This is a genomic window from Sphingobium sp. HDIP04 (assembly GCF_000445085.1).
Taxonomy (GTDB): Bacteria; Pseudomonadota; Alphaproteobacteria; order Sphingomonadales; family Sphingomonadaceae; genus Sphingobium; species Sphingobium indicum.
Genome location: NZ_ATDO01000083.1, coordinates 1 through 25,223, shown reverse-complemented (window position 1 = coordinate 25,223; position 25,223 = coordinate 1). Strand labels below are relative to the sequence as shown.

Annotated in this window: 22 protein-coding genes; 9 read left to right on the top strand and 13 right to left on the bottom strand. The window is 67.8% G+C overall.

What is annotated here, in order from left to right; translation table 11 throughout:
- On the top strand, nucleotides 1–830 hold an 830-nt coding region (locus L286_RS35085), incomplete at its 5' end, for an ABC transporter ATP-binding protein (protein ID WP_021223375.1).
- Between the two features lie 50 nt (nucleotides 831–880).
- Here the strand turns inward: L286_RS35085 and L286_RS35080 are convergent.
- Both L286_RS35080 and pip read right to left on the bottom strand, forming a co-directional pair.
- Nucleotides 881–1,207, bottom strand: a complete 327-nt coding sequence (locus tag L286_RS35080) for a hypothetical protein (protein ID WP_020818652.1) — start codon at nucleotides 1,205–1,207, stop codon at nucleotides 881–883.
- A gap of 2 nt (nucleotides 1,208–1,209) precedes the next feature.
- On the bottom strand, nucleotides 1,210–2,163 hold the full coding sequence (gene pip / locus L286_RS35075; protein ID WP_013039252.1) for a prolyl aminopeptidase: 954 nt from the start codon (nucleotides 2,161–2,163) through the stop codon (nucleotides 1,210–1,212).
- A gap of 189 nt (nucleotides 2,164–2,352) precedes the next feature.
- Between pip and L286_RS35070 the strand changes: the two genes are divergently transcribed.
- A complete protein-coding gene (locus L286_RS35070; protein ID WP_025160685.1) occupies nucleotides 2,353–5,028 on the top strand; it encodes a TonB-dependent receptor in 2,676 nt (891 codons plus the stop codon).
- 171 nt (nucleotides 5,029–5,199) lie between these two features.
- On the opposite strand, the gene L286_RS35065 is transcribed toward L286_RS35070, so the two are convergent.
- From L286_RS35065 to L286_RS35045, 5 genes are all read right to left on the bottom strand, one after another.
- Nucleotides 5,200–5,517, bottom strand: a complete 318-nt coding sequence (locus tag L286_RS35065) for a PilZ domain-containing protein (RefSeq protein ID WP_007688643.1) — start codon at nucleotides 5,515–5,517, stop codon at nucleotides 5,200–5,202.
- A 319-nt stretch (nucleotides 5,518–5,836) separates the two neighbouring features.
- A complete protein-coding gene (locus tag L286_RS35060) occupies nucleotides 5,837–6,259 on the bottom strand; it encodes an ExbD/TolR family protein (RefSeq protein WP_007688641.1) in 423 nt (140 codons plus the stop codon).
- 22 nt (nucleotides 6,260–6,281) lie between these two features.
- Nucleotides 6,282–6,770: an ExbD/TolR family protein gene (locus L286_RS35055; RefSeq protein WP_013039250.1), complete on the bottom strand. Its 489-nt coding sequence runs from the start codon at nucleotides 6,768–6,770 to the stop codon at nucleotides 6,282–6,284.
- Nucleotides 6,771–6,885: 115 nt separating this feature from the next.
- Nucleotides 6,886–7,644 carry a MotA/TolQ/ExbB proton channel family protein gene (locus tag L286_RS35050; protein WP_013039249.1) on the bottom strand — a complete coding sequence of 253 codons (759 nt, stop codon included), beginning with the start codon at nucleotides 7,642–7,644 and terminating at the stop codon, nucleotides 6,886–6,888.
- 85 nt (nucleotides 7,645–7,729) lie between these two features.
- The gene (locus tag L286_RS35045; RefSeq protein ID WP_013039248.1) at nucleotides 7,730–8,386 is read right to left on the bottom strand and encodes an energy transducer TonB; all 657 of its coding nucleotides are present in this window, start codon (nucleotides 8,384–8,386) and stop codon (nucleotides 7,730–7,732) included.
- A gap of 250 nt (nucleotides 8,387–8,636) precedes the next feature.
- Between L286_RS35045 and L286_RS35040 the strand changes: the two genes are divergently transcribed.
- From L286_RS35040 to glpX, 3 genes are all read left to right on the top strand, one after another.
- A complete protein-coding gene (locus L286_RS35040; protein ID WP_021223372.1) occupies nucleotides 8,637–9,515 on the top strand; it encodes a hypothetical protein in 879 nt (292 codons plus the stop codon).
- A 114-nt stretch (nucleotides 9,516–9,629) separates the two neighbouring features.
- Nucleotides 9,630–10,934: a homoserine dehydrogenase gene (locus tag L286_RS35035; RefSeq protein WP_007688633.1), complete on the top strand. Its 1,305-nt coding sequence runs from the start codon at nucleotides 9,630–9,632 to the stop codon at nucleotides 10,932–10,934.
- 322 nt (nucleotides 10,935–11,256) lie between these two features.
- The gene (glpX, locus tag L286_RS35030) at nucleotides 11,257–12,240 is read left to right on the top strand and encodes a class II fructose-bisphosphatase (RefSeq protein WP_007688632.1); all 984 of its coding nucleotides are present in this window, start codon (nucleotides 11,257–11,259) and stop codon (nucleotides 12,238–12,240) included.
- 78 nt (nucleotides 12,241–12,318) lie between these two features.
- Here the strand turns inward: glpX and L286_RS35025 are convergent, their stop codons facing one another.
- From L286_RS35025 to L286_RS35005, 5 genes are all read right to left on the bottom strand, one after another.
- Nucleotides 12,319–12,696 carry a MerC domain-containing protein gene (locus L286_RS35025; protein ID WP_007688631.1) on the bottom strand — a complete coding sequence of 126 codons (378 nt, stop codon included), beginning with the start codon at nucleotides 12,694–12,696 and terminating at the stop codon, nucleotides 12,319–12,321.
- A 161-nt stretch (nucleotides 12,697–12,857) separates the two neighbouring features.
- Nucleotides 12,858–14,639 carry a sensor domain-containing diguanylate cyclase gene (locus tag L286_RS35020; protein WP_020818657.1) on the bottom strand — a complete coding sequence of 594 codons (1,782 nt, stop codon included), beginning with the start codon at nucleotides 14,637–14,639 and terminating at the stop codon, nucleotides 12,858–12,860.
- Nucleotides 14,640–14,705: 66 nt separating this feature from the next.
- Nucleotides 14,706–16,172 carry an FGGY family carbohydrate kinase gene (locus L286_RS35015; protein ID WP_020818658.1) on the bottom strand — a complete coding sequence of 489 codons (1,467 nt, stop codon included), beginning with the start codon at nucleotides 16,170–16,172 and terminating at the stop codon, nucleotides 14,706–14,708.
- A complete protein-coding gene (locus L286_RS35010; protein WP_020818659.1) occupies nucleotides 16,169–17,677 on the bottom strand; it encodes a glycerol-3-phosphate dehydrogenase in 1,509 nt (502 codons plus the stop codon). Before L286_RS35010 ends, L286_RS35015 begins: the two co-directional genes overlap by 4 nt.
- Nucleotides 17,678–17,734: 57 nt before the next feature.
- Nucleotides 17,735–18,949: a phospholipase D-like domain-containing protein gene (locus L286_RS35005; RefSeq protein ID WP_020818660.1), complete on the bottom strand. Its 1,215-nt coding sequence runs from the start codon at nucleotides 18,947–18,949 to the stop codon at nucleotides 17,735–17,737.
- 119 nt (nucleotides 18,950–19,068) lie between these two features.
- Here L286_RS35005 and rpoZ point away from each other — a divergent pair, with 119 nt between their 5' ends.
- On the top strand, nucleotides 19,069–19,413 hold the full coding sequence (rpoZ, locus tag L286_RS35000) for a DNA-directed RNA polymerase subunit omega (RefSeq protein WP_007688625.1): 345 nt from the start codon (nucleotides 19,069–19,071) through the stop codon (nucleotides 19,411–19,413).
- 256 nt (nucleotides 19,414–19,669) lie between these two features.
- Here the strand turns inward: rpoZ and L286_RS34995 are convergent, their stop codons facing one another.
- Complete coding sequence (locus L286_RS34995; RefSeq protein WP_025161072.1) at nucleotides 19,670–20,263, bottom strand: nitroreductase family protein; 594 nt, start codon at nucleotides 20,261–20,263, stop codon at nucleotides 19,670–19,672.
- 293 nt (nucleotides 20,264–20,556) lie between these two features.
- Here L286_RS34995 and L286_RS34990 point away from each other — a divergent pair, with 293 nt between their 5' ends.
- From L286_RS34990 to L286_RS34980, 3 genes are read left to right on the top strand one after another with little or no spacing between them, the layout of a single operon-like run.
- The gene (locus tag L286_RS34990; RefSeq protein WP_020818662.1) at nucleotides 20,557–23,874 is read left to right on the top strand and encodes a glycosyltransferase; all 3,318 of its coding nucleotides are present in this window, start codon (nucleotides 20,557–20,559) and stop codon (nucleotides 23,872–23,874) included.
- A 41-nt stretch (nucleotides 23,875–23,915) separates the two neighbouring features.
- Nucleotides 23,916–24,359: a PDZ domain-containing protein gene (locus L286_RS34985; protein WP_021223370.1), complete on the top strand. Its 444-nt coding sequence runs from the start codon at nucleotides 23,916–23,918 to the stop codon at nucleotides 24,357–24,359.
- Complete coding sequence (locus tag L286_RS34980) at nucleotides 24,356–25,042, top strand: winged helix-turn-helix domain-containing protein (protein WP_013039239.1); 687 nt, start codon at nucleotides 24,356–24,358, stop codon at nucleotides 25,040–25,042. Before L286_RS34985 ends, L286_RS34980 begins: the two co-directional genes overlap by 4 nt.
- The last annotated feature ends 181 nt before the right edge of the window (nucleotides 25,043–25,223 follow it).

Sequence of the window (25,223 nt, the reverse complement as noted above, 5' to 3'; positions counted from 1 at the left end):
CCGGGCGGCTGCATGAACTGATGAGCGCCACGCCGCAGATCACAGCCCCGCCCCGCCCCGTTCCCGTGCCGCGGACCGAGCATGGCGCGCATCTCCAGTTCGAGGATGTGCATTTCCGCTATCCCACCCGGCCCGATCAGGCGGCCTTGCACGGCATCTCCATCGACATCGCGCCGGGCGAGACGGTCGCCATCGTCGGCCCGTCCGGCGCGGGGAAATCCACGCTGATCCAGTTGGCGCTGCGCTTCTACGATCCCGATTCGGGCGTGATCCGCCTGAACGGCGTTCCCCTGCCCCAGGCCGATCCGGCGGAGGTGCGCGGCATGATGGCCATGGTGCCGCAGGAAAGCATCATCTTCGCCGCGTCGGCCCGCGACAATCTGCGCTACGGCCGATGGGACGCCAGCGACGATCAGATCTGGGCCGCCGCCCGCGCCGCCAATGCGGAGGCTTTCCTGCGCGCCCTGCCGCAGGGCCTGGACAGCTTTCTGGGCGAAGGCGGCGCGCGCCTTTCGGGCGGCCAGCGCCAGCGCCTGTCCATCGCCCGCGCCCTGCTGCGCGATGCGCCGATCCTGCTGCTGGACGAAGCGACCTCCGCCCTCGACGCCGAATCGGAACGGCTGGTGCAGGATGCCCTCGGCCGGCTGATGCAGGGGCGCACGACCATCGTCATCGCCCATCGCCTGGCCACGGTCAGGGCGGCGGACCGCATCCTGGTGCTGGACGAAGGACGGCTGGTCGAACAGGGCGACCACGCCATGCTGATGCGGCAGAAGGGCCTCTATGCGCGGCTGGCCAACCTCCAGTTTCAGGATGTCGCCGCAGGCTGACGGCGATGGTCCGCCATCGCGTCGGACCGGGGCATGCCCCGAACCGGCGGTCAGCGCGTGCGGCTGGTGACGTCGGCGGTGCCGTCCGCGTGGATCTCTATCAGATGCGCGGTGCCGTCATTGCACTCGGCCTTCCAGCCCCGGGCCCCGGGCCGCACCTGCGTCCGCTCCGACCGGATGACGGTGGGGCAAGCCGCGCCCGACGCCCGCACGGCGCGTTCCAGCACGCCGTTGCGCTTGGCCTCGTCCAGCTTCGCGACGGCTGCCGCCGCGCCGGTTTCCGGCGTTTCCCGGCGGTCGACCGCAGTGATCGGGTCGCTGCCCTCGCCGCAGGCCATCAGGCCGAACACCCCCGCCAGCACCATCCATGTGCGCATGATTATCCTTTCGCTTGGGCGGCAAACCCGTCCGTCGCCCTGATGAGCGCGTCCAATATGCCCGGTTCGTTGAACGCATGGCCTGCCCCTTCGATCATCTCGAAGCGCGCCTGCGGCCAGGCCCTGTGCAGCGCCCAGGCCGTTTCGGCGGGGCAGGCCATGTCGTAGCGGCCCTGCACGATGACGCCGGGAATGTCCGCCAGCTTCCCGGCGTCCCGGATGAGCTGCCCTTCCTCCAGCCAGCCGCCATGGACGAAATAATGATTTTCGATGCGGGCGAAGGCCAGCGCGAAGTCGTCCGCCTCATGGGTGGCGGAGAGCGCCTCGTCGGGCAGCAGGCGGATGGTTTCGCCTTCCCACAGGCTCCACGCCTTGGCGGCGGCGATCCGGGCAGCGCGGTCGTCGCCGGTCAGGATGCGGCGATAGGCGTGGAGCAGGTCGCCGCGCTCCGCCTCCGGAATGGGCGCGACGAAGCGTTCCCATTTGTCCGGATAGATGCGGCTGGCGCCCTGCTGGTAATACCAGTCGATTTCCTGCCTGCGGATGGTGAAGATGCCGCGCAGCACCAGTTCGGTCACGCGGTCGGCATGGCTCTGGGCATAGGCCAGCGCCAGCGTCGACCCCCAGCTTCCGCCGAAGACCAGCCATCGCTCGACGCCCATCATCCGCCGCAGCCGTTCGATGTCCGCGACCAGGTGCCAGCTCGTGTTCGCCTCCAGCTCCGCATGGGGCGTCGAGCGGCCGCAGCCGCGCTGGTCGAAAAGGAGGACGTCATAGCGTTCCGGATCGAACAGGCGGCGGTGGTCGGGCGATATGCCGCCGCCGGGGCCGCCATGCAGGAAGACGGCAGGCTTGGCGCCCGGCGTCCCGGCCCGCTCCCAATAGACGCGGTGGCCATCCCCCACGTCGAGATGTCCGGAGGCGAAGGGTTCGATGGCGGGATAGAGCGTGCGCATGGGCCAAGGTGTAGAAAGTCTGGCGGGCAATGCAATCGGCAGGCGAACGGTCCCCTTTCCGGCGTGGCGGGTCGGGCGGGGCGATGCCGGGTTACATTTTGCGACAAATCTCTATGGGCATTGCCAGAGTCTTGAGACAACTCCCGCCTAGAGGGAGAGCATTCAGGGTTTGATCCTAAGGGGTAAACAGTGCGCCGTTCCTTTGCCTGTCTTTTGTTTCCGTTGATGATGAGTGCGGCGCCGGGCGCGCTGATGGCGCAGACCGAGGAACCCAGAGGCCCGGCCGGGCAGATGGACGATGCGGACGAGATCGTCGTCACCGGCCAGCCCGAACGCGGCGCCGTGGTCGGCAATGTGAGGCCGGAGCAGCAGCTTTCCGCCGCCGATGTCCGCGCCCTGGGCGTCACGTCCATATCGGAGATGATCGCGGAACTGTCGCCCCAGACCAACGGCACGCCGGTGATCCTGCTGAACGGCAAGCGGATCTCCAGCTTTTCGGAAATCCAGGACATCCCGTCCGAAGCGGTGGCGCGGGTCGACATCCTGCCCGAACAGGTGGCGCTCAGCTATGGCTATGCGCCGACGCAGAAGGTGGTGAACATCGTGCTGCGCCAGCGGTTCCGCGCCGAAACGGCAGACCTGCGGGCAGGCGCCACGACGCAGGGCGGGCGGGAGAATGGCTCCGTCGAAGGCGCGCTGCTGCGCATCCGGGGCGACAATCGCTTCACCCTCGACATGCAGTACAGGACCGCCGCGTCGCTGCTGGAAAGCGAGCGCGGCGTGGCGCCGACCGTGCAGGGCGAGCGGGCCAACCGGCAGTCGGGCATCGACGCCTTTCTGGGGGGCGGGAACGGCATGACCGGCGGCGAGCTGGCCCATCATCGCACGCTCAGCCCGGCGACGGAGAGCTTCGCCGCCAATGCGACCCTGGCCCGCGCCCTGGGCAAGGTGTCGATGACCGTCAACGGGCGGCTGGAGCTGTCCGACAATGACAGCCTGCAAGGGTTCCAGGCGGCGGCGTTCGACCTGCCGGCGGGCAACCCCTTCTCGCCCTTCGCCACGCCGACGAGCTTCTATCGCTATCTGCGCCAGGCGGGCGAGCTGGGGCAGCAGATCAAGGGCACGACCGGCCATGTCGGGGTGACGCTCAGCGGCCTTCTGGGCGGCGGCTGGCAATGGTCCTTCACCGGCAATGGCGATTATTCGAACACGCGCACTTCGACCGACCGGGGATTCGCGACCGGCGCGATCCAGAGCGCAATCAATGCGGGCGCGGACCCGTTCGGCGGCTTTTCGTCCGGCCTGCTGTCGACGCGGGTGATCGACCGGGCGAAGGCGGAATCGAGGGCGGTGCAGGGCGACCTGCTGTTGTCGGGTCCGCTGTTCGACCTGCCGGCCGGCGCGGTGACGACGTCGGTGCGCGTGGGCGGATCGGCCAATGGCTTCGATAGCTGGTCGATCCGTTCGGGCGAGCAGCGCGACAACAGCTACAGCCGGGAAATCGGCAGCGGGCAGGTCAGCGTCGACCTGCCGATCACCAGCCGGTCGAAGGGCGTGCTGGGCGCGGTGGGCGACATCGGCGTCAATGTGAACGCGGCGGCGCAGCATTATTCCGACTTCGGCACGCTTTCGACGCTGGGATACGGCATGCGCTGGCGGCCGGTGCCCGCCGTGCAGTTGCTGATGTCCGCGAACCAGGATCGCGCCGCGCCCACGGGCGCGCAGATCACCGATCCGCCGATCTCCACGCCCAATGTGTCGGTGTTCGACTATGCGACCGGGCAGACCGTGTTCGTGACGCAACTGAGCGGGGGCAATGCAGCCCTCAGGGAAAGCGTGCGCGACCAGTTCCGCCTCAGCGCCAATATCAAGCCGTTCGAGAAACCCAATCTGACGCTGACGGCGACCTACGCCAATAGCCGGACGAGCAACCCGATTTCGGCCTTTCCGACGCCGACCCCCGCCATCGAGGACGCGTTCCCCCAGCGTTTCCTGCGGGACGATGACGGCAATCTGGTGCAGGTCGATGCGCGGCCGATCAATTTCCTGCGGTCGCGGAGCGAGCAGCTTCGCTGGGGTTTCGACCTGTCCGTTCCATTGAAATCGCACATCCAGAAGGTGGTGGAGGCCTGGCGGGCCGCGGGTGCCAAGCCGGAGGAGCGACCCAGGGAATTGCAGGATCTGCGTGGCCTGTTCAGCAATCGCGGGCCGGGCGGGCAGCGCCCCCAAGGGCAGGATGGCGGCGAGCGGCCACGGGGCGAAGGCGATCGCGGCGGCCCGGGCGGAGGCCTTGGCGAAGGCCCGCGAAGACCGGGCGGCGGCTTTGGCGGGCCGGGCGGTTTCGGCGGCGGAAGGGGCGGCGGAGGCAGTGGGCGGCTCAGCTTCAGCCTCTATCACACCTGGCATCTCAACGAGAGCATCCTGATCGCGCCCGGCGTGCCGGAACTGGACCTGCTGAACGGCGACGCCACAGGATCGTCGGGCGGCCAGCCGCGGCATGAGCTGAATGCGCGGCTGGGCTATGTCAATAACGGCCTGGGCGCGCGGTTGAGCGTGGATTGGGAAAGCGGCACCCATGTCGATGGCGCGCTGGGCGGAACCATGGGTGGCGCATCGCGGCTGGACTTCGGCAGCCTGGCGACGGTGGACCTGCGCCTGTTCGCCAATCTGGGGCAGATGCCTTCGCTGGTGAAGAAGCATCCCTTCCTGCGCGGCGCGCGCATATCGATCGGCATCGACAATCTGTTCAACCAGCGGCGCAGCGTCACCGACGCGGACGGGATCACGCCGGTCCGCTACCAGCCCGGCTATCTCGACCCGCTGGGGCGAGCTGTGACGATCAGTTTCCGCAAGCTGTTCTTCTGACGGGCCCGCGCCGCGACGCCGGTCAGGCGTTTTTGGGCCAGCGCTGCGCGTTTAGGACCGACTGGAAAATGCTCCAAGGGATGCTGCGCGTGACGCGGGGGCGTTCATCGCGCCGATGAGGGGCGCGATGGGCGAATGGTCGGCACATGCCCTTAGGCAAGGCCCGATGGCTTATTGGCCGATTCGGATGATGTGATCGAGGATCGCCGGATGCAGCGGGCGTTCGAAGACGCAGCCCGATTCATGCGACCGGCTCCACAACACGCGCGCGCGGCGGCCTTCGAAGCCCGGCAGCATGATCCAAAGATCGTCGCCGGCCGCCAATTTCATGAAACTTTTGAGGCGGAAGCCGACTTCGGAGACATCCGTGACCTGGCTCTTGAACCAGGTTTCGCCCGGCCGCCGGATCCGAACGCCGATCAGTGCCGTGCGGCGATCCGCCAGACGATTGCTGCCGCGATACGGATTTGTCTGAACTGTGGCGCCCATGATCCAATGCCGATTTGACCATCCGCATCATCGCCGGTCGCGGTGAAGAAAGCATTAAACCGGGCAAGGCCAGGCAAAAATAAGGGGCCGCCGAAGCAGCCCCCATGCAGGTCCGCGCATCACGCGCCCGATTGCGTCACCCCAGCCCGCGCCCGGAAACGGGAAGTCGAACATTCCCGGCCAGACAGCGGCGGCGTATTCGTGCCCTGAGGGCGCACAGGCGTTCGATGATCCAGCGAACGCCCGACATGCGCCCCGTCCGATGCGCAAATCTTTCCCGAACCGGGGTCCAGCGTTGCCGGACCCGGTCCCGACGGCCTTAGAAATTGCCGTATTGTTCGTTGCCGACGAAGCCCAGCTTGGTCACGCCGGCGCGCTTGATCTCGGCCAGCACCTCGTCGACGACGACGTAGCGGGTGGCCGCGTTGGGCTGGAACTGCAATTCGGGCTCGACCGGCAACCGCAGCGACTGCTGCAGATACTGACGCAGGGTCAGCAGGTCGATGGCCGAACCGTTCCAGGTGATGACGCCGCTGGGATCGATCGCCACCTTGTTCTTGACAGGGTCGATGACGCTGTCGGTCGGCGGGGCGTTCTGCGGCAGGTCGATCTTGACCGCGTGGGTCTGGATCGGGATGGTGATGATGAACATGATGAGGAGAACGAGCATGACGTCGATCAACGGCGTCGTGTTCATTTCCACCATCGGTTCGCCATCTTCACTTCCGGCACTCATAGCCATGTGGCGATACTCCTAGAACTTCTTAAAGCCGGCGGGTCGTCGTGCCCGGTTCGGGCTCGGAGATGAAGCCGACCTTCGGGAAACCGGCGCGCTGCATCGTGTAGATGGTGCCGCCGATGCACCGATAGGGAACGTTGATGTCGCCGCGGATATGCACTTCGGGCAGATCCTCCGGCGTCAGGTTCTCAACGCCTCCCGCCTTCTTGATGTCCGCCTCCAGCTTCGCGACCGCGCGGTCGAGCAGCTCGTTGGAGGACACGCGGGTCAGGTTCCAGTAGACCGCACAGCTACCGTCGGAAGCCTGCGTGATCGACAGGGAAACATTTTCCGGTTTCGTCGTCGTCGGCTCGAACGCGACCTTGGGAAGCTGTAGCTGAACCGTCTGGACGACGACCGGGACCGCGATGAGGAAGATGATGAGCAACACCAGCATGACGTCGACGAGCGGCGTCGTGTTGATGTCGGACATCGGCTTGTCGTCACCGCCGTCAGAGCCAACACTCATTGCCATTGATTATTTCCTAACATGCTTGTCGATGGCGCCCCGGCGTTCCGGAGCCCACGTGCGATAAGGGGGGACCGAGCGTCGCAGCCGCCGCCGGCCCCCTTATCGGCATCTCAGCCTATCAGGCCTTGGTCGGCGCGGCTGCCGGCTTGGCAGCCGGAGCGGCCGGGGCAGCGGCGATCGTCGGCTTCACGGCGCCGTTCGACACCAGGTGAGCCAGCAGGTCGACGGTGAAGCCGTTGAGCTGTTCGGCGATCGACTTGTTGCGGCGCTGCAGGAAGTTGTAGGCGAGCACCGCGGGAACGGCCACGGCCAGACCCAGGGCGGTCATGATCAGAGCTTCACCGACCGGGCCGGCGACGGCGTCGATCGAGGCCTGACCGGCGGCGCCGATCTTGATGAGCGCGCGGTAGATGCCGATAACCGTACCGAACAGACCGATGAACGGCGAGGTCGAACCGACGGTGGCGAGGAACGCCAGGCCGCCGCCGAGCTTCGAGTTGATCGAGGCTTCCGAACGGGCGAGCGAGCCGTGCAGCCAGTCATGGGCTTCGACCGGGTCGGTCAGCTTGGTGTGTTCTTCCTGGGCCTTGATGCCGTCATCGACGATCTGCTTGTAGGCCGAGTTCTTTTCGAGCTTGGCGGTGCCTTCCTTCAGGCTGGCGGCGCGCCAGAAGGTTGCGCGAACCTTCTTGCCCTGGTTGATCACCTTCTGCTGTTCGATCAGCTTGGTGAACAAAATATAGAAGGTGCCGACCGACATACCGCAAAGGATGATGAAAACGGTCCAGGCGATGGTGCCGCCCTGCTCCAGGGCCTCCATCAGGCCATAGGGGTTCTCCGCCTTGGGCGCGGCAGCTGCTGCGAGATACATCAACATGTTCAAGACTTCCCTCTCAAAGGATCAATAAACAAGGGTAGGCGGCGTCCAATCATCCGGAGGCGACCGCCCGCCCTTTTCAAAATCACTCCGGCAGACGCCAGGTGATCCGGCCATTGTACGTGTCCGACATCGGACCGCCTCCGGCTGCCGTCGCGGGCTTGAACCTCGCACGTCGCGGCAGCAGGCGGCACGTCGCCTCGTCGAGGTCGGCATGGCCGGTCGAAGAGGTGATGGTGCAGTTGGTCACGCGACCGTCCGGACCGATTTCCAGGCGGAACCCGGCCGTGCCCGAACGTTCTTCACGCTGCGCTCGGCTGGGATAGTCGGCATCGCTGAGCCAGCTACCCGGACTGCTGCGCGGGGACGCGCGGGAGGCGGGAACCTCCGGCGGCGGCGGAGCCGGCGGCGGCGGCGCGGCGACCGGAACCGGGTTGAAGACCGGCGGCGGGGTCCGGACCGTCTGAATCGGCGGTGCGGGCGCCGGGGTCTGAACGATCGGCGGCGGTGCGACGACCGGCGGCGGTTCGACCGGCTGGTCTGGCGGCGGCGGCGGCGGCTCCTCGTCCGGTGGCGGCGGTTCCTCCTTGACGTCGATCACGTTCAGCTGTTCCGCCGCCTTTTTGACATATTTCATGCCAAGGCCGGTGACGAAGGCGTAACCCAGAACAGCGTGAATCAGGGCGACGATGATGATCGAGATCGTACGACTCGATCCTTGCGAGTGGTCAGCATAGGCCATTCGGCAACGACACTCCTTAACTCAGCTTACCAGTTGTTATTCGGCAAATAAGCCAAAAACGGCCCGAGCTGGCCGGGCTAACCCCGGTCATCTTGGCCCCTATCCGTCCATTTGCTACCGTGCGAACTCCTATCGCGGCGCATCGTGGCACGCAAACGCTTTATCGATATGATCATTTGCGACCGCCATTACACACCGGAAAGACTTGCATGTGACAAACATGTCACGGACTGCCATCATTAGGACGAAGATGAAAAAGAAATCCACCATGCCCCTGCGGACGCTCACCCTGATCTGCCTCATTTTCGCCGCACAATCGCGGATTTCTGCGGCTCAGCCGGATTCGGATCGGATGGTAGCGCAATCATCCGAGCGTGTCGCGGGCCTATCCTATGCGGACATAGCCGACCTCGCCGACGCCGCGCCGCTGGTGGCACAGGCGCGGATTGGCAACATCATCAAGTTGAAGCCGGGGCAGGCCGGCGCCGTGCCGCCGGGGCATCAAAGGGTCTATGTGGAGGCGAATGTCGGCGCGCTGATTCGCGGCGAAGGGGGAATCAGCCCGACCGTCCGCTACCTCTATGACGCGCCGCTCGACGCGCGGGGCAAGATGCCCAAGCTGAAGAAGGCGCAGGTCATCCTGTTCGCGCGTCCCGGAGGGCGTCCCGGCGAAATCCAGCTCATCGCCCGGGACGCGCAGATCCTCGCCACCCCGGCCGAGACCGAGCGGGTGAAGGCGATCCTGTCCGAACTGGTCGCCGTCGATGCGCCGCCCCGCATCGTGGGGCTGGGCGACGCCTTCCACGTCGCGGGCACCATCGCCGGGGAAGGGGAGACGCAGATCTTCCTGCGCACCGAAAATGGCGACCCTGTCTCGCTGTCCATCCTGCGCCGGCCCGGGCAGCAACCGCGCTGGGCCGTGGCGCTGGGCGAGATCGTGGATGAGGCAGCCCGCCCCCCCGCGCCCGGCAGCCTGCTCTGGTACCGCCTGGCCTGCGGCCTGCCCGATGCCCTGCCCGCCCGGTCCGTGCGCGCGCTGTCGCCCCAGGATGCCGAGCTGACCCGCGCGGATTATCGGATTGTCCTGGACGCCCTTGGTCCCTGCGGGCGGACGAGGACGGTTCGCTGACCTGGCAGCGGCGACAGCCTTTCCGGTTCCGGCATCGGCTCCTTTTCCTTGGACAGACGCGCAGAGGCCGCTATCAGCGCGGCGTCTCGTGATCAGGAAGGATGAACGCAAGCCATGACCAATCTGCACCGCCATGCCCCGCTGCGCGTCGCGCTGGTCGGCCTCGGCACGGTGGGCGGCGGGGTCATCCGGCTGCTCCAGACCAATGCGGACCTGATCGCCCGCCGCGCCGGCTGCCCGATCCAGATCGTCGCCATCTCCGCCCGCGACCGGAACAAGGATCGCGGCGTCGACCTGTCGCCCTATGAATGGGTGGACGACATGACGACGCTGGCGACCCGCGACGACATCGACGTGGTGGTGGAACTGATCGGCGGGGCGGACGGCCCTGCCCTCACCCTCGCCCGCCAGTGCCTGAGCGTCGGCAAGCCCTTCGTCACCGCCAACAAGGCGATGCTGGCCCATCATGGCCTGGACCTGGCCGGGCTGGCGGAAAAGGCGGGCGTGGCGCTCAAATATGAAGCGGCGGTCGCGGGCGGCATCCCGGTCATCAAGGGCATGCGCGAGGGCGCGGCCGCGAACGAGATCGCCCGCGTCTACGGCATCCTCAACGGCACCTGCAACTATATCCTAACCACGATGGAGAAAGAAGGACGCGGCTTCGACGAGGTGCTGAAGGAAGCGCAGGAACTGGGCTATGCCGAGGCCGATCCCAGTTTCGACATCGATGGCGTCGACGCCGCGCACAAGCTGACCATCCTCGCCAGCCTCGCCTTCGGCACGGAACTGGATTTCGATGCGGTCGCGATCACCGGCATCCGGCACGTCATCGCCGCCGACATCGCGGAAGCGGCGGCGCTGGGCTATCGCATCCGCCTGGTCGGCATGGCGGAGAACGGCCCGGAAGGCCTGTTCCAGCGCGTCCATCCGATGCTGGTGCCGCTCGACCATCCGCTCGCCCATGTCGACGGATCGCTGAACGCCGTGGTGGCGGAGGGCAATTTCGTCGGCCGCCTCTTCTTCCAGGGGCGCGGCGCCGGCGACGGCCCCACCGCATCGGCGGTGGTCGCGGACCTGATCGACGTGGCGCGCGACGAATATGGCGACGCGCTGGCCATGCCGGTCGCGGCGCTCGCGCAGCAGAAGCCCGCGGATGCCGGCAAGCGCGTCGGCCGCGCCTATCTGCGCTTCAAGGTACAGGACCGGCCCGGCGTGCTGGCGGAGATCGCGGCGGCGACCCGCGACGCCGGCGTGTCCATAGAGAGCATGATCCAGCGCGGCGCCAGCCAGACGGACGGGGTGCTGGTGGCGATCGTCACCCATGCGGGCGAGGAACGCTGCGTGCGCGAGACGCTGGACCGGCTGGCCGGGTCGGACAGCCTGCTGCAAACGCCGGTGGTGATGCATATACTGGATTGATGCTTGGAGGTGTGTTGGCGGGGCTGAAGTTGGCCGTGAGCGGACAGCATTTACCGTCACCCCGGACTTGATCCGGGGTCCTGCTTTCTTTCTGAGTCCGCGCCTAGCCCAAGGCAGCGGGACCCCGGATCAAGTCCGGGGTGACGAATAGGGGGAGGGGTGACGAATAGGGTAACGTCCGCTCTCCACCAATCTCGCCATATGACGGCGCTCAATCGGACAAATGCCTTCATTGCATCGGCTTCGTGAAAGGCACGCCCTCGACAATGGCCGGCCGACATCCTATCGCCCTCCCCAAAATAGCGGCTGAAGGGGAAACGACATGGTGCAGGCAAGCTCGATACTCGATCGCGTGCTGGTGCTGGAGATGGTGCGCGTGACCGAGGCGGCCGCCATCGCCGCGTCGAAGCTGATCGGCCGGGGCGATGAAAAGGCCGCCGACGCCGCCGCGGTCGAGGCGATGCGCCTGGCCTTCAACGACCTCTATATGGACGGCACCGTCGTCATCGGCGAAGGCGAACGGGACGAGGCGCCGATGCTGTACATCGGGGAAAAGGTCGGCAACGCGATCGGCACCGGCCCCCGGATCGACATCGCGCTCGATCCGCTGGAGGGCACCACCATCACCGCCAAGGCCGGTCCCAACGCGCTGGCCGTGCTGGCGATTTCCGAGGAGGGCGGCCTGCTCAACGCGCCCGACGTCTATATGGAGAAGCTGGCGGTCGGCCCCGGCCTGCCGGACGGCGTCATCGACCTCAACAGGCCGGTGAAGGAGAATGTCGAGGCGGTCGCCCGCGCCAAGGGCGTCGATCCGCATGAGATCATCGTCTGCGTGCTGGACCGGCCGCGCCATGAGAAGCTGATCGCGGAGCTGCGCGCCATCGGCTGCGGCATCATGCTGATCCCGGACGGGGACGTGGCGGGGGTGATCGCCACCACCGATCCGGAAACCAATATCGACATGTACATGGGTTCGGGCGGCGCGCCGGAGGGCGTGCTGGCCTGCGCGGCGCTGCGCTGCGTCGGCGGGCAGTTCAAGGGCAAGCTGCTGTTCCGCAACGACGACGAGCGCGCCCGCGCCCGCAAATGGGGCATTGCCGATCTGGACAAGGTCTATGACCTCAACGAACTGGCCAAGGGCGACTGCATCTTCGCGGCGACCGGCGTCACCGACGGATCGCTGCTGGCCGGGGTCAAGCGGCTGCCGGGCGGCAGGCTCACCACCGACAGCGTCGTGATGCGCGCCAGCACCGGCACCGTGCGCTGGGTGAAGGGCGAGCACCGGCTGGACCGGAAGCCGATCTGAGCCGGGGTCGAGGACCGACCTTCTTGGCTTGCCGCATTTCCGGATCGCTGGGCGGTCCCGCCTGAGATGCCGGAGCGGCTATCGCCCGGCGCGGTGATTGAGATCGTGACCGAGCGCCAGGATGCCGACGCCCAGCAACGTATAGGCGCTTTCCTGCCAGCCATGGTCCATGGTGAGCGCGCCCGCCATGATGCCCAGGCCCAGCGATCCGATGGCGGCGGGCATCATGAAGCCATGCGCCACCGCGCCGTGGCCGAGCGCCACCGCGCCGAGCAGGATCGCCAGCGCAAGTCCGGCCTCATGGAAGATCGGGCTTTCGAAAATCCCCCCGGCCGAGGCGAGCACGCCCAGCAGCACGGCCGTGCCGAAGCAATGCGCCACGCACATGCCCGACAGAGCGATCGCGAGGCGATCGATCCGGCCGTTGAGCAGATGCTGGCGAAGGCTGATCGGCATGGTGCGTGCTACATAAGCGAGGCGGGGGAAAGTTACAACATATCATCGCGAGATTCTTGCGATAGACCTGGGGAACTTTTCGGCCCGCCATTATCCCCGTCGCGCTGCTGCGCGCGCCCAACCGCCGGGAGGGCGCTTCGTCCAGAGGGTCCAAACGCTCCCTACGCCGCCAGGCGCAGGCAGTTCCGTCCGCTGTGCTTGGCGTTGTAGAGCGCCTTGTCCGCCGCCTCCAGCACCGCCTGAGCGTCGCTCTGGCTGCCCAGCCCGACCAAGCCCGCGCTGAACGTCACCGGGATCACCTCGCCCGAATCGATCTGAACCGGATGGGCCGTCACCATTTCGCGCAGCCTTTCGCAGATCATGCTCGCCCGCACGACATCCGTGCCGCTCAGCAATATGGCGAATTCCTCGCCGCCCAGACGGCCGATGCTGTCGCCGCCGCGCAGCCCCGGACGCAGCCGCTCCACGAAACCCGCCAGCACGCGGTCGCCCGCGCCATGGCCGTAGCAATCGTTGACCGCCTTGAAATGATCGATGTCGATCAGCAAGAGGCAGGCCCGCGCACCGTGGCGGACGCGCAGCATCTCCTCCTCCAGCTTTTCCAGGAAGGCCCGGCGGGTGTCCGCCCCGGTCAGCGAATCCAGCGCCGCCACCTGCTGAAGCGCGCGTTGCCGCGCCTTGTGCCGGGACATGTCGCGGATCGTGCTGACGACGCCGGTAGGCAGGCCGCGTTCGTCAACGACGGCCCGAGCCACCATCTCGCACCATTCGCTGCCCTGCGCGGAGATGAAGGGACGGAATTCCACCGTCTGCACCTCTCCCGGCTGGTCCAGCGCGCGGTCCAGCGTCGCGATCACCTGGTCCCGGTCCGCCGGGTCGACCAGATTGGCGGCATCCTGGCCGATCAGCAGTTCCGGGGCGCAGCCGATCTGCTCCGCCGCGGCGGGGGAGGCATATTCGATCACGCCGCCGACGCTGATGTTGAGCACCACGTCGCCGCTATTTTCCGCAATGGCGCGGTAGCGCGCCTCGCTTTCCTGCAACATCTGGAACAGGCGGCGGCGGCTGTTCAATTCCGCCGCGATCGGCATGGACAGCAGGAAGCTGAAGGCCAGGAAAAGCTGGAAGAACTGCATCCGCTCGCCCAGCGTGCCGGGGATCATGTACAGCGGGCCGTGGCCGGTCATGGTCGCCATGCCGCCGATCATGGCCAGGATCATGACCGAAGCCGCCGCGCCCAGATTGCCCAGGCGGAACACGATGGCGACCATCGGCAGCAGCAGCGCGAACAGCAACGGATAGCGCGCCGCATAGAAGACGAAGGCGGTCGCCAGCGCAAAGAGCAGCAACAGCCCCAGCGCCTCCCACTTGCCCCGGGGCGGGGTCTGGCCGAACCAGCGCCGCAATTCGCCCCGCATCAGCATCATCAGGATCGGCGTGCAGGTCAGCCCGCCCAGCACATGCCCGGTATACCATTGCAGCAGCGACGAGGCGAAGGGCACCGTCGTCAGCGCCGACGCGACCGTGGCGGCGGCCAGGCCCGCGATCAGATTGGCCGGGCCGCAGAGCGCCAGGATGAAGACGAACAGCCGCTGCATCGATCCGGCGAATTTGCCGCCCGGCGCGAAGCGGCGGCAGATCAGCGCGACGATCAGCGCTTCCAGCAGGTTGATGACCGCCATCGGCACGGCGGCGAGCGTCCCCATGCCCCACAGGGCGGTCGACAGCGCGCTCGCCACGCCGCAGACGATCAGGGCCCCGGGCCAGGCGCCGGCTCGCGACGTCAGCAGATAGGCCATGAGCAGCGCATTGGCGCCCCAGATGAAGGCCAGTCCCCCTTCGAAGCGCGAACTGGCCAACGCCAGCGCCGCCATGAGGAAATAGGCGCAACCCAAAGCGAGCGGCGCAAGGCGGGAAGAAGGATGTTGAAGAGACGTCTGCATGTTCCGCCCCGCATTAGACGCTTATCGTTAAAATATACTCACGATTCCGAATATACACGCGAGAAATCACGCAAAGGCCAGCAGCGCATGCCAACGCCGCAGCCTTTCGTTCCTGGCATCGTCCGGCAAGGCCGGCATGAAGCATCGCCGTTCCGCCCGCATCGCCGCGGCTGCCGCGGCGAGGGAGGGAAACAGGCCCGCGCCCACCGCCGCCAGCATCGCCGCGCCCCTGGCGGTCGTCTCCACATCGGCGGGGCGATCCACGGGCAGGTCCAGAATGTCGGCCAGATCCTGCGCGATCCAGTCGTTGGCGCTCATCCCGCCGTCGATGCACAGGGTCCGCCAGGGCATGCCGTCGGCCGCAAACGCGCCGGCCAGGTCGTGAAGCTGGTGGGAGAGCGATTCGAGCGCCGCGCGCACGATATGCGCCCGCTTCGTGCCCAGCGTCAGCCCATGGATCGTCCCCTTGGCGTCGGCGCGCCAGTGCGGCGCACCCAACCCCGCCAATGCGGGCAGCATGGCGACGCCGCCGCTGTCCGGCACCGAACGGGCCAGCGCTTCGCTTTCCTCCGCCGTCGCGATCAGGCGCAGTTCGTCGCGCATCCACTGGACCAGGCTGCCCGCGACGAACAGCGATCCTTCCAGCGCATAGCTCGTCTCGCCCGGCAGGCGGCAAAGCAGGGTGCCGAGCAGCCGATGCCGCGACACCGGCACGGCACCGCCCATATGGGCAAGGACGAAGGCCCCGGTGCCCAATGTCGCCTTGGCGTCGCCCGGCGTCAGGCAGGCCTGGCCGATGGTCGCCGCCTGCTGATCCCCCATCAGTCCCCGGATCGCGATCGGCTGGCCGAACCATTCGGCCTGCGTCGCGCCAAAGGCGCCGATATTGTCGGCGATCTCCGGCAGGGCCTGCGGCGGCACGCCGAACAGGTCGCACAGGCCGATGTCCCAATCCGTGCCGTCCAGCGCCATCAACTGGGTTCGGCTGGCATTGCTGGCGTCGCTGACATGCTGTCCGCCGGTCAGCTTCCACATCAGCCAGCTTTCGATGGTGCCGAAGGCGAGCCTGGCTCCCGCCTCCGCCACGGCGGGCGCATGGTCCAGAAGCCAGCGCATCTTCGTCGCGGAGAAATAGGGGTCGAGCACCAGTCCCGTCCGCCGCTGGACCGCCTCCTCCTCCCCCGCCTCGCGCAGGGCGGCGCAATGACCGGCGGTGCGGCGGTCCTGCCAGACGATGGCGGGGGCCAAAGGCTCGCCCGTCCGCCGGTCCCATGCGACCACGGTTTCGCGCTGGTTGGTGATGCCGATGGCGGCGACCTGATCCGCCCCGCCCGCCAGCGCCACCATGTCGCGCGCGCAGGCCAGGGTCTTTTCCCAGATCTCCGTCGCATCATGCTCGACCCAGCCCGGCTGGGGATAATATTGGCCAAGGTCCGCCTGCGCCATGCCCAGCCGCCGCCCGTCCGGGGCGTAGAGCATCGCCCGGGTGGACGTCGTGCCCTCGTCCAGCACCAATATCGGCCGCTCGCTCATCCCCTCTCCCCCAGCCACTCGCGGACATGCGCCTTCTGCCCCGCGTCCAGCCGCAGCCCCAGCTTCGTCCGTCGCCATAATATGTCGTCGGCCGTCATCGCCCATTCCCGCGCGGCCAGATAGCGCAACTCCGCCTCCGTCAGGCCGTGGCCGAAATGCGTGCCCAGCCCGTCCATGTCCCGCGCCCCGTCCAGCCAATCCCAGGCGCGGGTGCCATAGGCGCAGGCGATCCGCTCCACCGAGGCATAGTCCAGGAAAGGATAGTCGCAGCCCAGGTCCGCGATCAGCCGGTCGCGCTCCCGCATCGGGAAGTCGCCGCCCGGCAGCGCCGCCTTCGCGGTCCAGTCGCCGCCCGACAGGCTGGGGAGAAAGGGCTTCAGCATCGCCACCGCCTCCCCGGCGAGGCGGCGATAGGTGGTGATCTTGCCGCCGAACAGGCTGAGCAGCGGCGCCTCTCCGTCCGGCGCGTCAAGCTCCAGCCGGTAGCCCCGCGTGGCCGCTTCCGGTCGACCGGAGCCGTCGTCGACCAGCGGGCGGACCCCGGCATAGGACCACAGCACATGCTGCGGCGCGATGGTCCTTCGGAAATAGCGGTTCGCCCCGTCGCAGAGATAGGCGATCTCTTCGGGATCGGGCCGGACGTCGTCGACCGATCCCCCATGGTCGCGATCGGTCGTGCCGATCAGGGTGAAGTCGCGCTCATAGGGCAGGGCAAAGAAGATGCGGCCGTCGGGCAGTTGGAAGAAATAGGCGAAGCCGTGGTCGAACAGGCGCGGCACGACGATATGCGATCCGCGCACCAGCCGCATGTGGCGGTCCGTCTCGCCATGGGCGCGATGGAGCAGGTCCAGCGCCAGCGGCCCGGCGGCGTTGACCACGGCGCGGGCGCGGAAGCGCGGCGTCGTTCCGTCGCCTGCCTGCGCATGGATCGTCCAGCCGCCGCCTTCCCGCTCCAGCCGCCGCACGTCCGTCCGGGTGCGCACCTCTGCGCCCCGGTCGGCGGCATCGCGGGCGTTCAGGATGACGAGGCGCGCATCGTCCACCCAGCCGTCGGAATAGACGAAGGCCGTGCCGAAGCCTGTTTTCAGAGGCCGCCCGGCCGGATGCCGGCGCAGGTCGACGCTCTGGGTCGGCGGCAGGGCGCGGCGGCCGCCCATATGGTCATAGGCGAACAGGCCAAGGCGCAGCATCCAGCGCGGCCGCAGCCCCGGCACCCAGGGCAGCACGAAGCGCAACGGATGGATGATGTGCGGCGCGATCGCCCAGAGCCGCTCGCGTTCCGCCAGCGATTCGCGCACCAGGCCGAACTCCCGATGCTCCAGATAGCGCAGCCCGCCATGGATCAGCTTGGTGGAGGCGGAGGAGGTGCCCTGCGCCAGGTCGCCGCGCTCCAGCAGCAACACCCGCGCGCCGCGCCCGGCCGCATCGCGCGCCACGCCGCAGCCGTTGACGCCGCCGCCGATCACGGCGAGGTCGTAGGCCGCCGGGTCCGTCTCCCTTGTCACGCCGCCACCCTAGCGCGCTTCCGGGGCGGGGGAAACCGCAACGGCTCTGTCCCCGCCCTAATCGGCATCCGGGTCGCGGAAATTGAGCCGGCGGGTCACGGTGTAATCCAGCACGCCCACCAGGAAATAGCTGATCCACTGCTTGACCAGCGTCGGCAGGCTGCGCTGGGCGCGGTGCGTTTCCAGCGTGACCTGGCGGCTTTGCGCGACCCGCCGGTCGATCAGGGCGCGCATCGCCTGGGCAAAACCGGGATCTTCGACGCGCAGCATGATCTCCAGGTTCAGGAACAGGCTGCGCATGTCGAAATTGGCCGATCCGACATAGACCGCATCGTCCACCACGATCAGCTTCATGTGCAGCTTGCAGGGCTGATATTCCCAGATTTCCACGCCGCGCTTGAGCAGCGGGCCGTAGAGCAGGCGCGCCGCCGCGACGGTGGCGCCATTGTCGGACTTGGAGGGCAGGACGAGGCGCGATCCCTTCCGCCGCGCCGCCCGGGCGATGCGCTTCAACATGCCGCGGCCCGGCGAGAAATAGGCCTCCACCATGTCGAGCCGCCGCGCCCGCTCCAGATCGTGTTTCACAAGCTGCGCCCAGGGGCTGAGCCGCCGGGTGGGGCCGCCGATCACCCAGCGGATCGGATCGCCTGCCTTCGGATGGAGGGGGCTGTGCCAGTTGCGCACCATGCGGCGCAGCGTGCGGAAACGCTGCCCGCGGGTCGAAACCCAGCGCCAGAGCTGGCCATACCAGCTCGTCATCGCCTGCACCTGCGGCCCTTCGACCAGCAGGCCCAGATCGTGCCAGCAATCCTCTTCCGGAATCCCGAAATAGCCGTCCTCGACATTGAAGCCGCCCATCAGCAGCCGCCGGTCGTCGGCGATCGCCAGCTTCTGGTGGTTGCGGATCAGGTAGCGCATCGAGCGGCGCGCGCCGAAGCGGCCGAAATGCCCGCCCGCCGCCAGCAGCGGATCGAAGAAGGCGAGCGGCGTCGATCCCGATCCGAAGGCGTCGATCATCAGCGTGACCGCAACGCCGCGCCCCCGCGCCGCGATCAGCCGGTCGAGGACGAGTTGCCCGCTGCCGTCCGCGGCGAAGATGTAATAATAGAGCTTGAGGCTTTCCTGCGCGCCGTCGATCAGGTCCACCAGCGCCTGGCGCAGCGCCGGTCCGGTCTCTATCACGCGCAGGCGGTCGCCATGCAGCGACAGGCCGATCTGCCCCTCACCTGGCCCCTCGCCTGGCCCCGGTTCTGCCTGCTGGATGCTCGCCATGCTCCGTTCATGCCCTCATTCGGGGCGGCTGGCCACAGTTTATGGGCTTTTCATTGACTCTTAAGACCTGCGCTGTTAGGCGCGCCTTTCACGATTTCTCTTGGTTCAGGAGCGCCCGTTTGGCCCGCGTTACCGTCGAAGATTGCGTCGACAAGGTTACCAACCGTTTTGACCTCGTCCTGCTTGCCGCGCAGCGCGCCCGCGAGATTTCCGGCGGCGCCGAGCTGACGCTGGATCGCGACCGCGACAAAAACCCGGTCGTCGCCCTGCGCGAGATCGCGGAGGAGACCGTCCTGCCGGTGGATCTGCACGATTCGCTCGTCGCATCGCTGCAGAAGGTGCAGATCGACGACGACGACACGCCGGACGAAATCGGTTCGATCGCCCAGTCGGCGGAGGCCCTGCGCCTGACCGCCGCCGCCCCGCCGCGCAACCAGAATATCGGCGGCGATTACGACGGCTGATCCGCTTACCAGTTTGGAGAGGGAATGAGGCTCGGCCTGCGCAAGCGGGACCGGGCCTCACCATTTTTGGGATTGGTTGAGGCTGGCAGTCGATCATTAGGATCGACATTCAGTTCAGGGCGAGCCGAAGGCCCCGCCAGTAATGATGCAAGGCCGTGTTCCTGCGCAGGCAGGAACCCAGGCCTGAGGTTGGAACCGGGCTCCCGCCTTCGCAGGAGCGCGGCGCGCACATAAATTCAGGCGCGCCCTTCCCGCCTTATGCGGGGAAATTGCCCGCCGTGACGAATTCCGCAATGTCCTTGCGGCCGCTTGGCGCCTCGCGCTCCTGGAGCGCTTCGGGAAGGATCGCCTTGTCGGCGATGCGGCCGATGGCGACGGCGGCCTCGATCCGGAAGCGATCCGGCACGCCCAGTTCCACCCGCGCCTTGTCGAAATCGACGCCCGTCATCGCATGGCTGTGATAGCCCATCCGGGTCGCCTGCAACGCCAGCAGCGCCCAGGCCGCGCCGGCATCGAAGCTGTGGCTGTGCGAGGGCTTGAAATCTTCCGATCCCGGCGCGGCGATCAGCGTGTCGGACAGGATGAACAGCAGCGCCGAGGCATTCTGCACCCATGCCTGGTTGAAAGGCATCAGCAGCCCCAGGAAGCGGCCCCAGTCGGCGCTGTCGCGGGTGGCGTAGAGCAGGCGCCAGGGCTGATAGTTGAAGGCGGAGGGCGCCCAGCGCGCCGCGTCGAAGATCGTGTCCAGATCCTCCTGCGGGATCGCGGAGGAATCGAAGGCGCGCGGCGACCAGCGATCGAGGAAAAGCGGTTCGACGGCGCGCGTCACGGCACGGGGACTGGCTGACATGGAAACTCCCTGAAAATCACGGAACATGCGGACGGTGGCGGCGATATCGGATGTCGGGCGATGAAGGGCAAGACCGCCCGCGCATTTTCGGCGTGGAGTATGAACTGCCGCGGTTGGTTTGGGGGGAAAGCCTATCCTATTCCTCCCCATCGAGAGATGGGGAGGAACTGACGTCCACTCCCGCCCAATTCCCCGCGTTCGAATATATGACCGATATTTCATGAACGGCTCATCGGCTCGGCAGGGCGCGGCGGGTAAAGGCTGCGCTGCGAAACAGGGCGACAGCGCGAACCATGATCAGACCGATCTTCTTCGATCCTACCGGCCGCAGGGGGCTTTGGGCGCGGCGGCTGCTGGCGGGCGCGTTGCTGCTGATCCTGCTGGCCGCCATCGCCTTCGCCACCACCCTGGTCGCCGTCCCATCGGAAGGCGACCTTGCCCTGCCGCTGCCCCAGCCGCATGCCGCCCGGCTGTCGGGCATATCCTCGCTGCGCCGGGGCATCGCCAGATGGCTGCCGCGTTGGGGCGGGCATCGCGCGCAGACCCGGCCGCTGAACGTCGGCTTCTACATGCCGGGCGATGAAAGCAGCATCGCCTCCCTGCGCCGCCATGTCGGGCAGTTGGACTGGGTGGTGCCGGCGCTGATCAGCGTGCCCGGCGCCGGCAAGCCGATCCATGTCGCGGCCGACGCGGCGTTCGACCGCATGATCGCCGCCATGCCCCGCCCGCCCAGGGTGCTGCCCATGGTGCAGAATATCGGCAGCGAAAGCTGGGACGGCGCGGGCGCGGCGCGGCTGCTGCGCGATGCCGTCGCGTCGCGGGCGCTGGCCCGTCAGCTAGGCGGCTATGTCGCCCGCCGCCATGAGGCGGGGCTGGTCATGGACTTCGAATCGCTGCCGGACAGCGCCATGCCCGGCTATCTGCGCTTCCTGCGCATGTTGCGCGTCGCCCTGCCGCAGGGCGCGAAGATCGCGCTGACCGTGCCCGCGGGGGAGCAAGGCTGGCCGCTGGCCCGCTTCGCCGCCGTGGCGGACCGGGTGATCCTGATGGATTACGACCAGCATTGGCAGAGCGGTCAGCCCGGCCCCATCGCCGCGCAGGGCTGGTTCGCCCGGCAGGCGGAGGCAGCGCTGCGCGCCATCGGCGCTGACAGGATCCTCGTCGCGCTCGGCAGCTATGCCTATGACTGGCATGGCGGGACCGCCGACGCCCTGTCGCTGGACGAGGCCTGGCTCGCCGCGCATGACAGCGCCGCCCGCCCGCTCTACGACGCGGCGAGCGGCAATGCGGGCTTCGCCTATGATGAGGCGGGGGTGCGCCACCAGATCTGGATGCTGGACGCCGCCGCGATCTGGAACGAGTTGCTGGTGCTGAAGCGGCTCGGCATCCGGAGCGTCGCGCTGTGGCGGCTGGGCAGCGAAGACCCCGGCTTCTGGGCGGACCTGACCGCGTGGCGCACCGGCGGCCGGCCGAAGCTGGGCACGATGGCGAGCACGCTCAACACCGATGTCGAGGGTTCGGGCGAAATCCTGCGCATCACCGCCACGCCCGCACAGGGCCATCGCGCCATCGCCTTCGGGCCGCAGGGGACTATCGAACAGGAAAGCTATGGCGCGCTGCCCACGCCCTATCAGGTGGAGCGCGCAGGCGGGCAGGACCGCAGGACGCTGGCCCTGACCTTCGACGACGGGCCGGATGCGGAATGGACGCCGAAGATATTGAAGGTGCTGGAGAGCACGCGCACGCCCGCCACCTTCTTCGTCATCGGCGAAAACGCGCTGGAGCATCCGGGCCTGCTGCAACGGATCGTCGCGGACGGGGACGAGATCGGCAACCACACCTACGACCATCCGAACCTCGCCACCTGGTCGGAGGAGCCGACCCGGTTGCAGCTCAACGCCACGCAGCGGCTGGTGCAGGCCTATACCGGGCGCGGCATGCGGCTGTTCCGCGCCCCCTATTTCGGCGATGCGGAGCCGACCACGGCGGACGAGCTAGGCCCCGCGCTGGCGGCGCAAAAGCTGGGCTATACGGTGGTCGGCCTGCATGTCGATCCCAATGACTGGCAGCGCCCCGGCGCGGACGCCATAGTGCGGCAAGTGATCGACCAGGTGCATGCGGCCAGCGCCGACCGCTCCGCAAATATCGTCCTTCTGCATGATGGCGGGGGCGAGCGGTCGCAGACGGTGGCCGCGCTGCCCCGCATCATCGCGCAGTTGCGGGCGGAGGGCTATCGCTTCGTGCCGGTATCGCAGCTTGCCGGGATTCCGGCGAAGGCGGCCATGCCGCCGGTCGGGGCCGGCGACCTGCTGGCGGTGCGGGTCGACGTCGCCGCCTTCGTGGCGCTGGCGGCGCTGTCCGCGCTGCTGGGGTGGATTTTCTACGTCGCCATCTCGCTGGGGCTGGCGCGGGCGGTGCTGATGACCTTCCTCGCCTGGTTCCAGGCGCGGCGCGGCCGCCCCGCGCCGCCGGACCATCAGCCGACCGTCTCCGTCATCATCCCCGCCTATAATGAAGCGCGGGTCATCGAATCCTCGGTTCGCCGGGTGCTGGCCAGCCGATATCCGGGGCTGCAACTGATCGTCGCGGACGACGGGTCAAGGGACGCCACCAGCGCCATCGTGGCGCAGGCCTTCGCCGACGATCCCCGCGTGACGCTGCTGACGCTGCCGAATGGCGGCAAGGCGGCGGCGCTGAACCGGGCGCTGGCGCAGGCGACCGGAGAGATCGTCATCGCGCTGGACGCCGACACCCAGTTCGAGCCGCAGACGATCGCCCGGCTCGCCCGCTGGTTCGCCGATCCGGCGCTGGGCGCAGTCGCGGGCGATGCGCGGGTGGGCAATCGCGTCAACCTGGTCACCCGCTGGCAGGCGGTGGAATATATCACCGGGCAGAATCTGGAGCGCCGGGCGCTGGCCGGGTTCGACGCCATGACCGTGGTGCCCGGCGCGGTCGGCGCGTGGCGGCGGGCGGCGCTGGACGCGGTGGGCGGCTATCCCGAAGATACGCTGGCGGAGGATCAGGACCTGACCATCGCGATCCAGCGGGCGGGCTGGCGCGTCACCTTCGATCCCGAAGCCGTCGCCTGGACCGAGGCGCCGGAGAGCTTCCGGGCGCTCGCCCGGCAGCGCTATCGCTGGGCGTTCGGCACGCTGCAATGCCTGTGGAAGCATCGCCGCATCCTGCGCGAACGGCGGCCCACCGGACTGGCGCTGGTCGGCCTGCCGCAGGCCTGGCTGTTCCAGATCATGTTCGCCGCCATCTCCCCGCTGATCGACCTGGCCCTCGTCGCGTCCATCATGGGCACCATCGTCCGGGTGAACCAGCATGGCTGGGCGCAGACCAGCGGCGACGTCTGGACCATGGGGCTGTACTGGCTGGCCTTCACCGCCATCGACATGCTGTGCGGCTGGGCCGCCTATGCGCTCGACAATCGCGGCATGCGCTATCCGCCGCATCTGCTGGTGGCGCAGCGCTTCGTCTATCGCCAGATCATGTATGGGGTCGTGGTGCGGGCCATCGCATCGGCCATTGGCGGCTGGGTCGTGGGCTGGGGCAAGCTGGAGCGGACGGGGCGGGTCGCCGTCCATGAAGGCCCGGCCGCGGCATGAACCGCGGCATGAACAAAGCGTAACATGACATGGCGGCTCCCATGGATCATCCTTCCGCCCATGAAAGCAGGCGCATGGACAGGCAGAGGCTGAGCAACGCGGCATCGGGCGTCCTTCTGGCGGCGCTGGCGCTCTGCGCGCTGGTCATGAGCGGCGCCTTCTTCCTGCACGTCCGCCATGCTGGCGACGACCGGATGGAGGCGGCCGCCGCGCAGGCCCGCGCCTTGCCCGGCATCACCCTCAGCAACGGCGTGCCGGACGGATCTGGGCTGGTCGTCACCAGCATGGAGACGGACGGCCAGGCGTCGCGGCTGGGCATCCGCGTCGGCGACGGCGTGGTCAGCCTGGACGGCATGCCGATCCGCTCGCTGGATCAGGCCAGCGCCTATCTGCTACGCCATGGCCGATCCAGGATAGCGCTGGGCCTGAAGCATGCGCACCGGATGCGGGTGGTGATGCTGGACCGGCCGGGAGGAAAGAGATGAGCCACAAGATCTTGGTGGTGGAGGACGATGCGGCGACCGCCGCCTATGTCGCCAAGGGCATGGGCGAGGCGGGCTTCACCGTCGACCGGGCGGACAATGGCCGCGACGGCCTGTTCCTGGCGAGCGACGGCAGCTATGGCGCGATCATCCTGGACCGGATGATGCCGGCGATGGACGGCATGGCGATGCTGAAGGCCCTGCGCGCGGCAGAAATCGAAACGCCGGTCATCATCCTTTCGGCGCTGGGCACGCCGGAGGACCGTGTGGAGGGGCTGACCAGCGGCGCGGACGATTATCTGGCCAAGCCCTTCGCCTTCGCCGAGCTGATGGCCCGCGTCCAGTTGCTGCTGCGCCGGGGCGGCGGCGGCGGCGGGGTCGTCACCCATTTGCGGCACGCGGACCTGGAGATGGACCTGCTTTCCCGCCGGGTGAAGCGGGGATCGCGCTCCGTCGACCTGCAACCGCGCGAGTTCCGCCTGCTGGAATATTTCCTGCGCCATCCAGACCAGGTGGTGACGCGAACCATGCTGCTGGAAGGCGTCTGGGACTATCATTTCGATCCCGGCACCAACGTCATCGACGTGCATGTCAGCCGCCTGCGCCGCAAGCTGGACGATGGCGGCGACAGGCCCCTGCTGCATACCGTGCGCGGCATGGGCTATCGGCTGGGGCCGGAGAGTTAGCGGCGTGCGGGAGGGCGACCATGACTGGCGGCCAATAGCGGACGTTAAATTCCTCCCTACGCGCAGCGTGGGGAGGGGGACCGCGCGAAGCGTGGTGGAGGGGAAGATTCGGAGGTCGAGCCCCTTTCCCTCCACCAGCCTTCGGCCGGTCCCCCTCCCCATCTCCCGATGGGGAGGATTA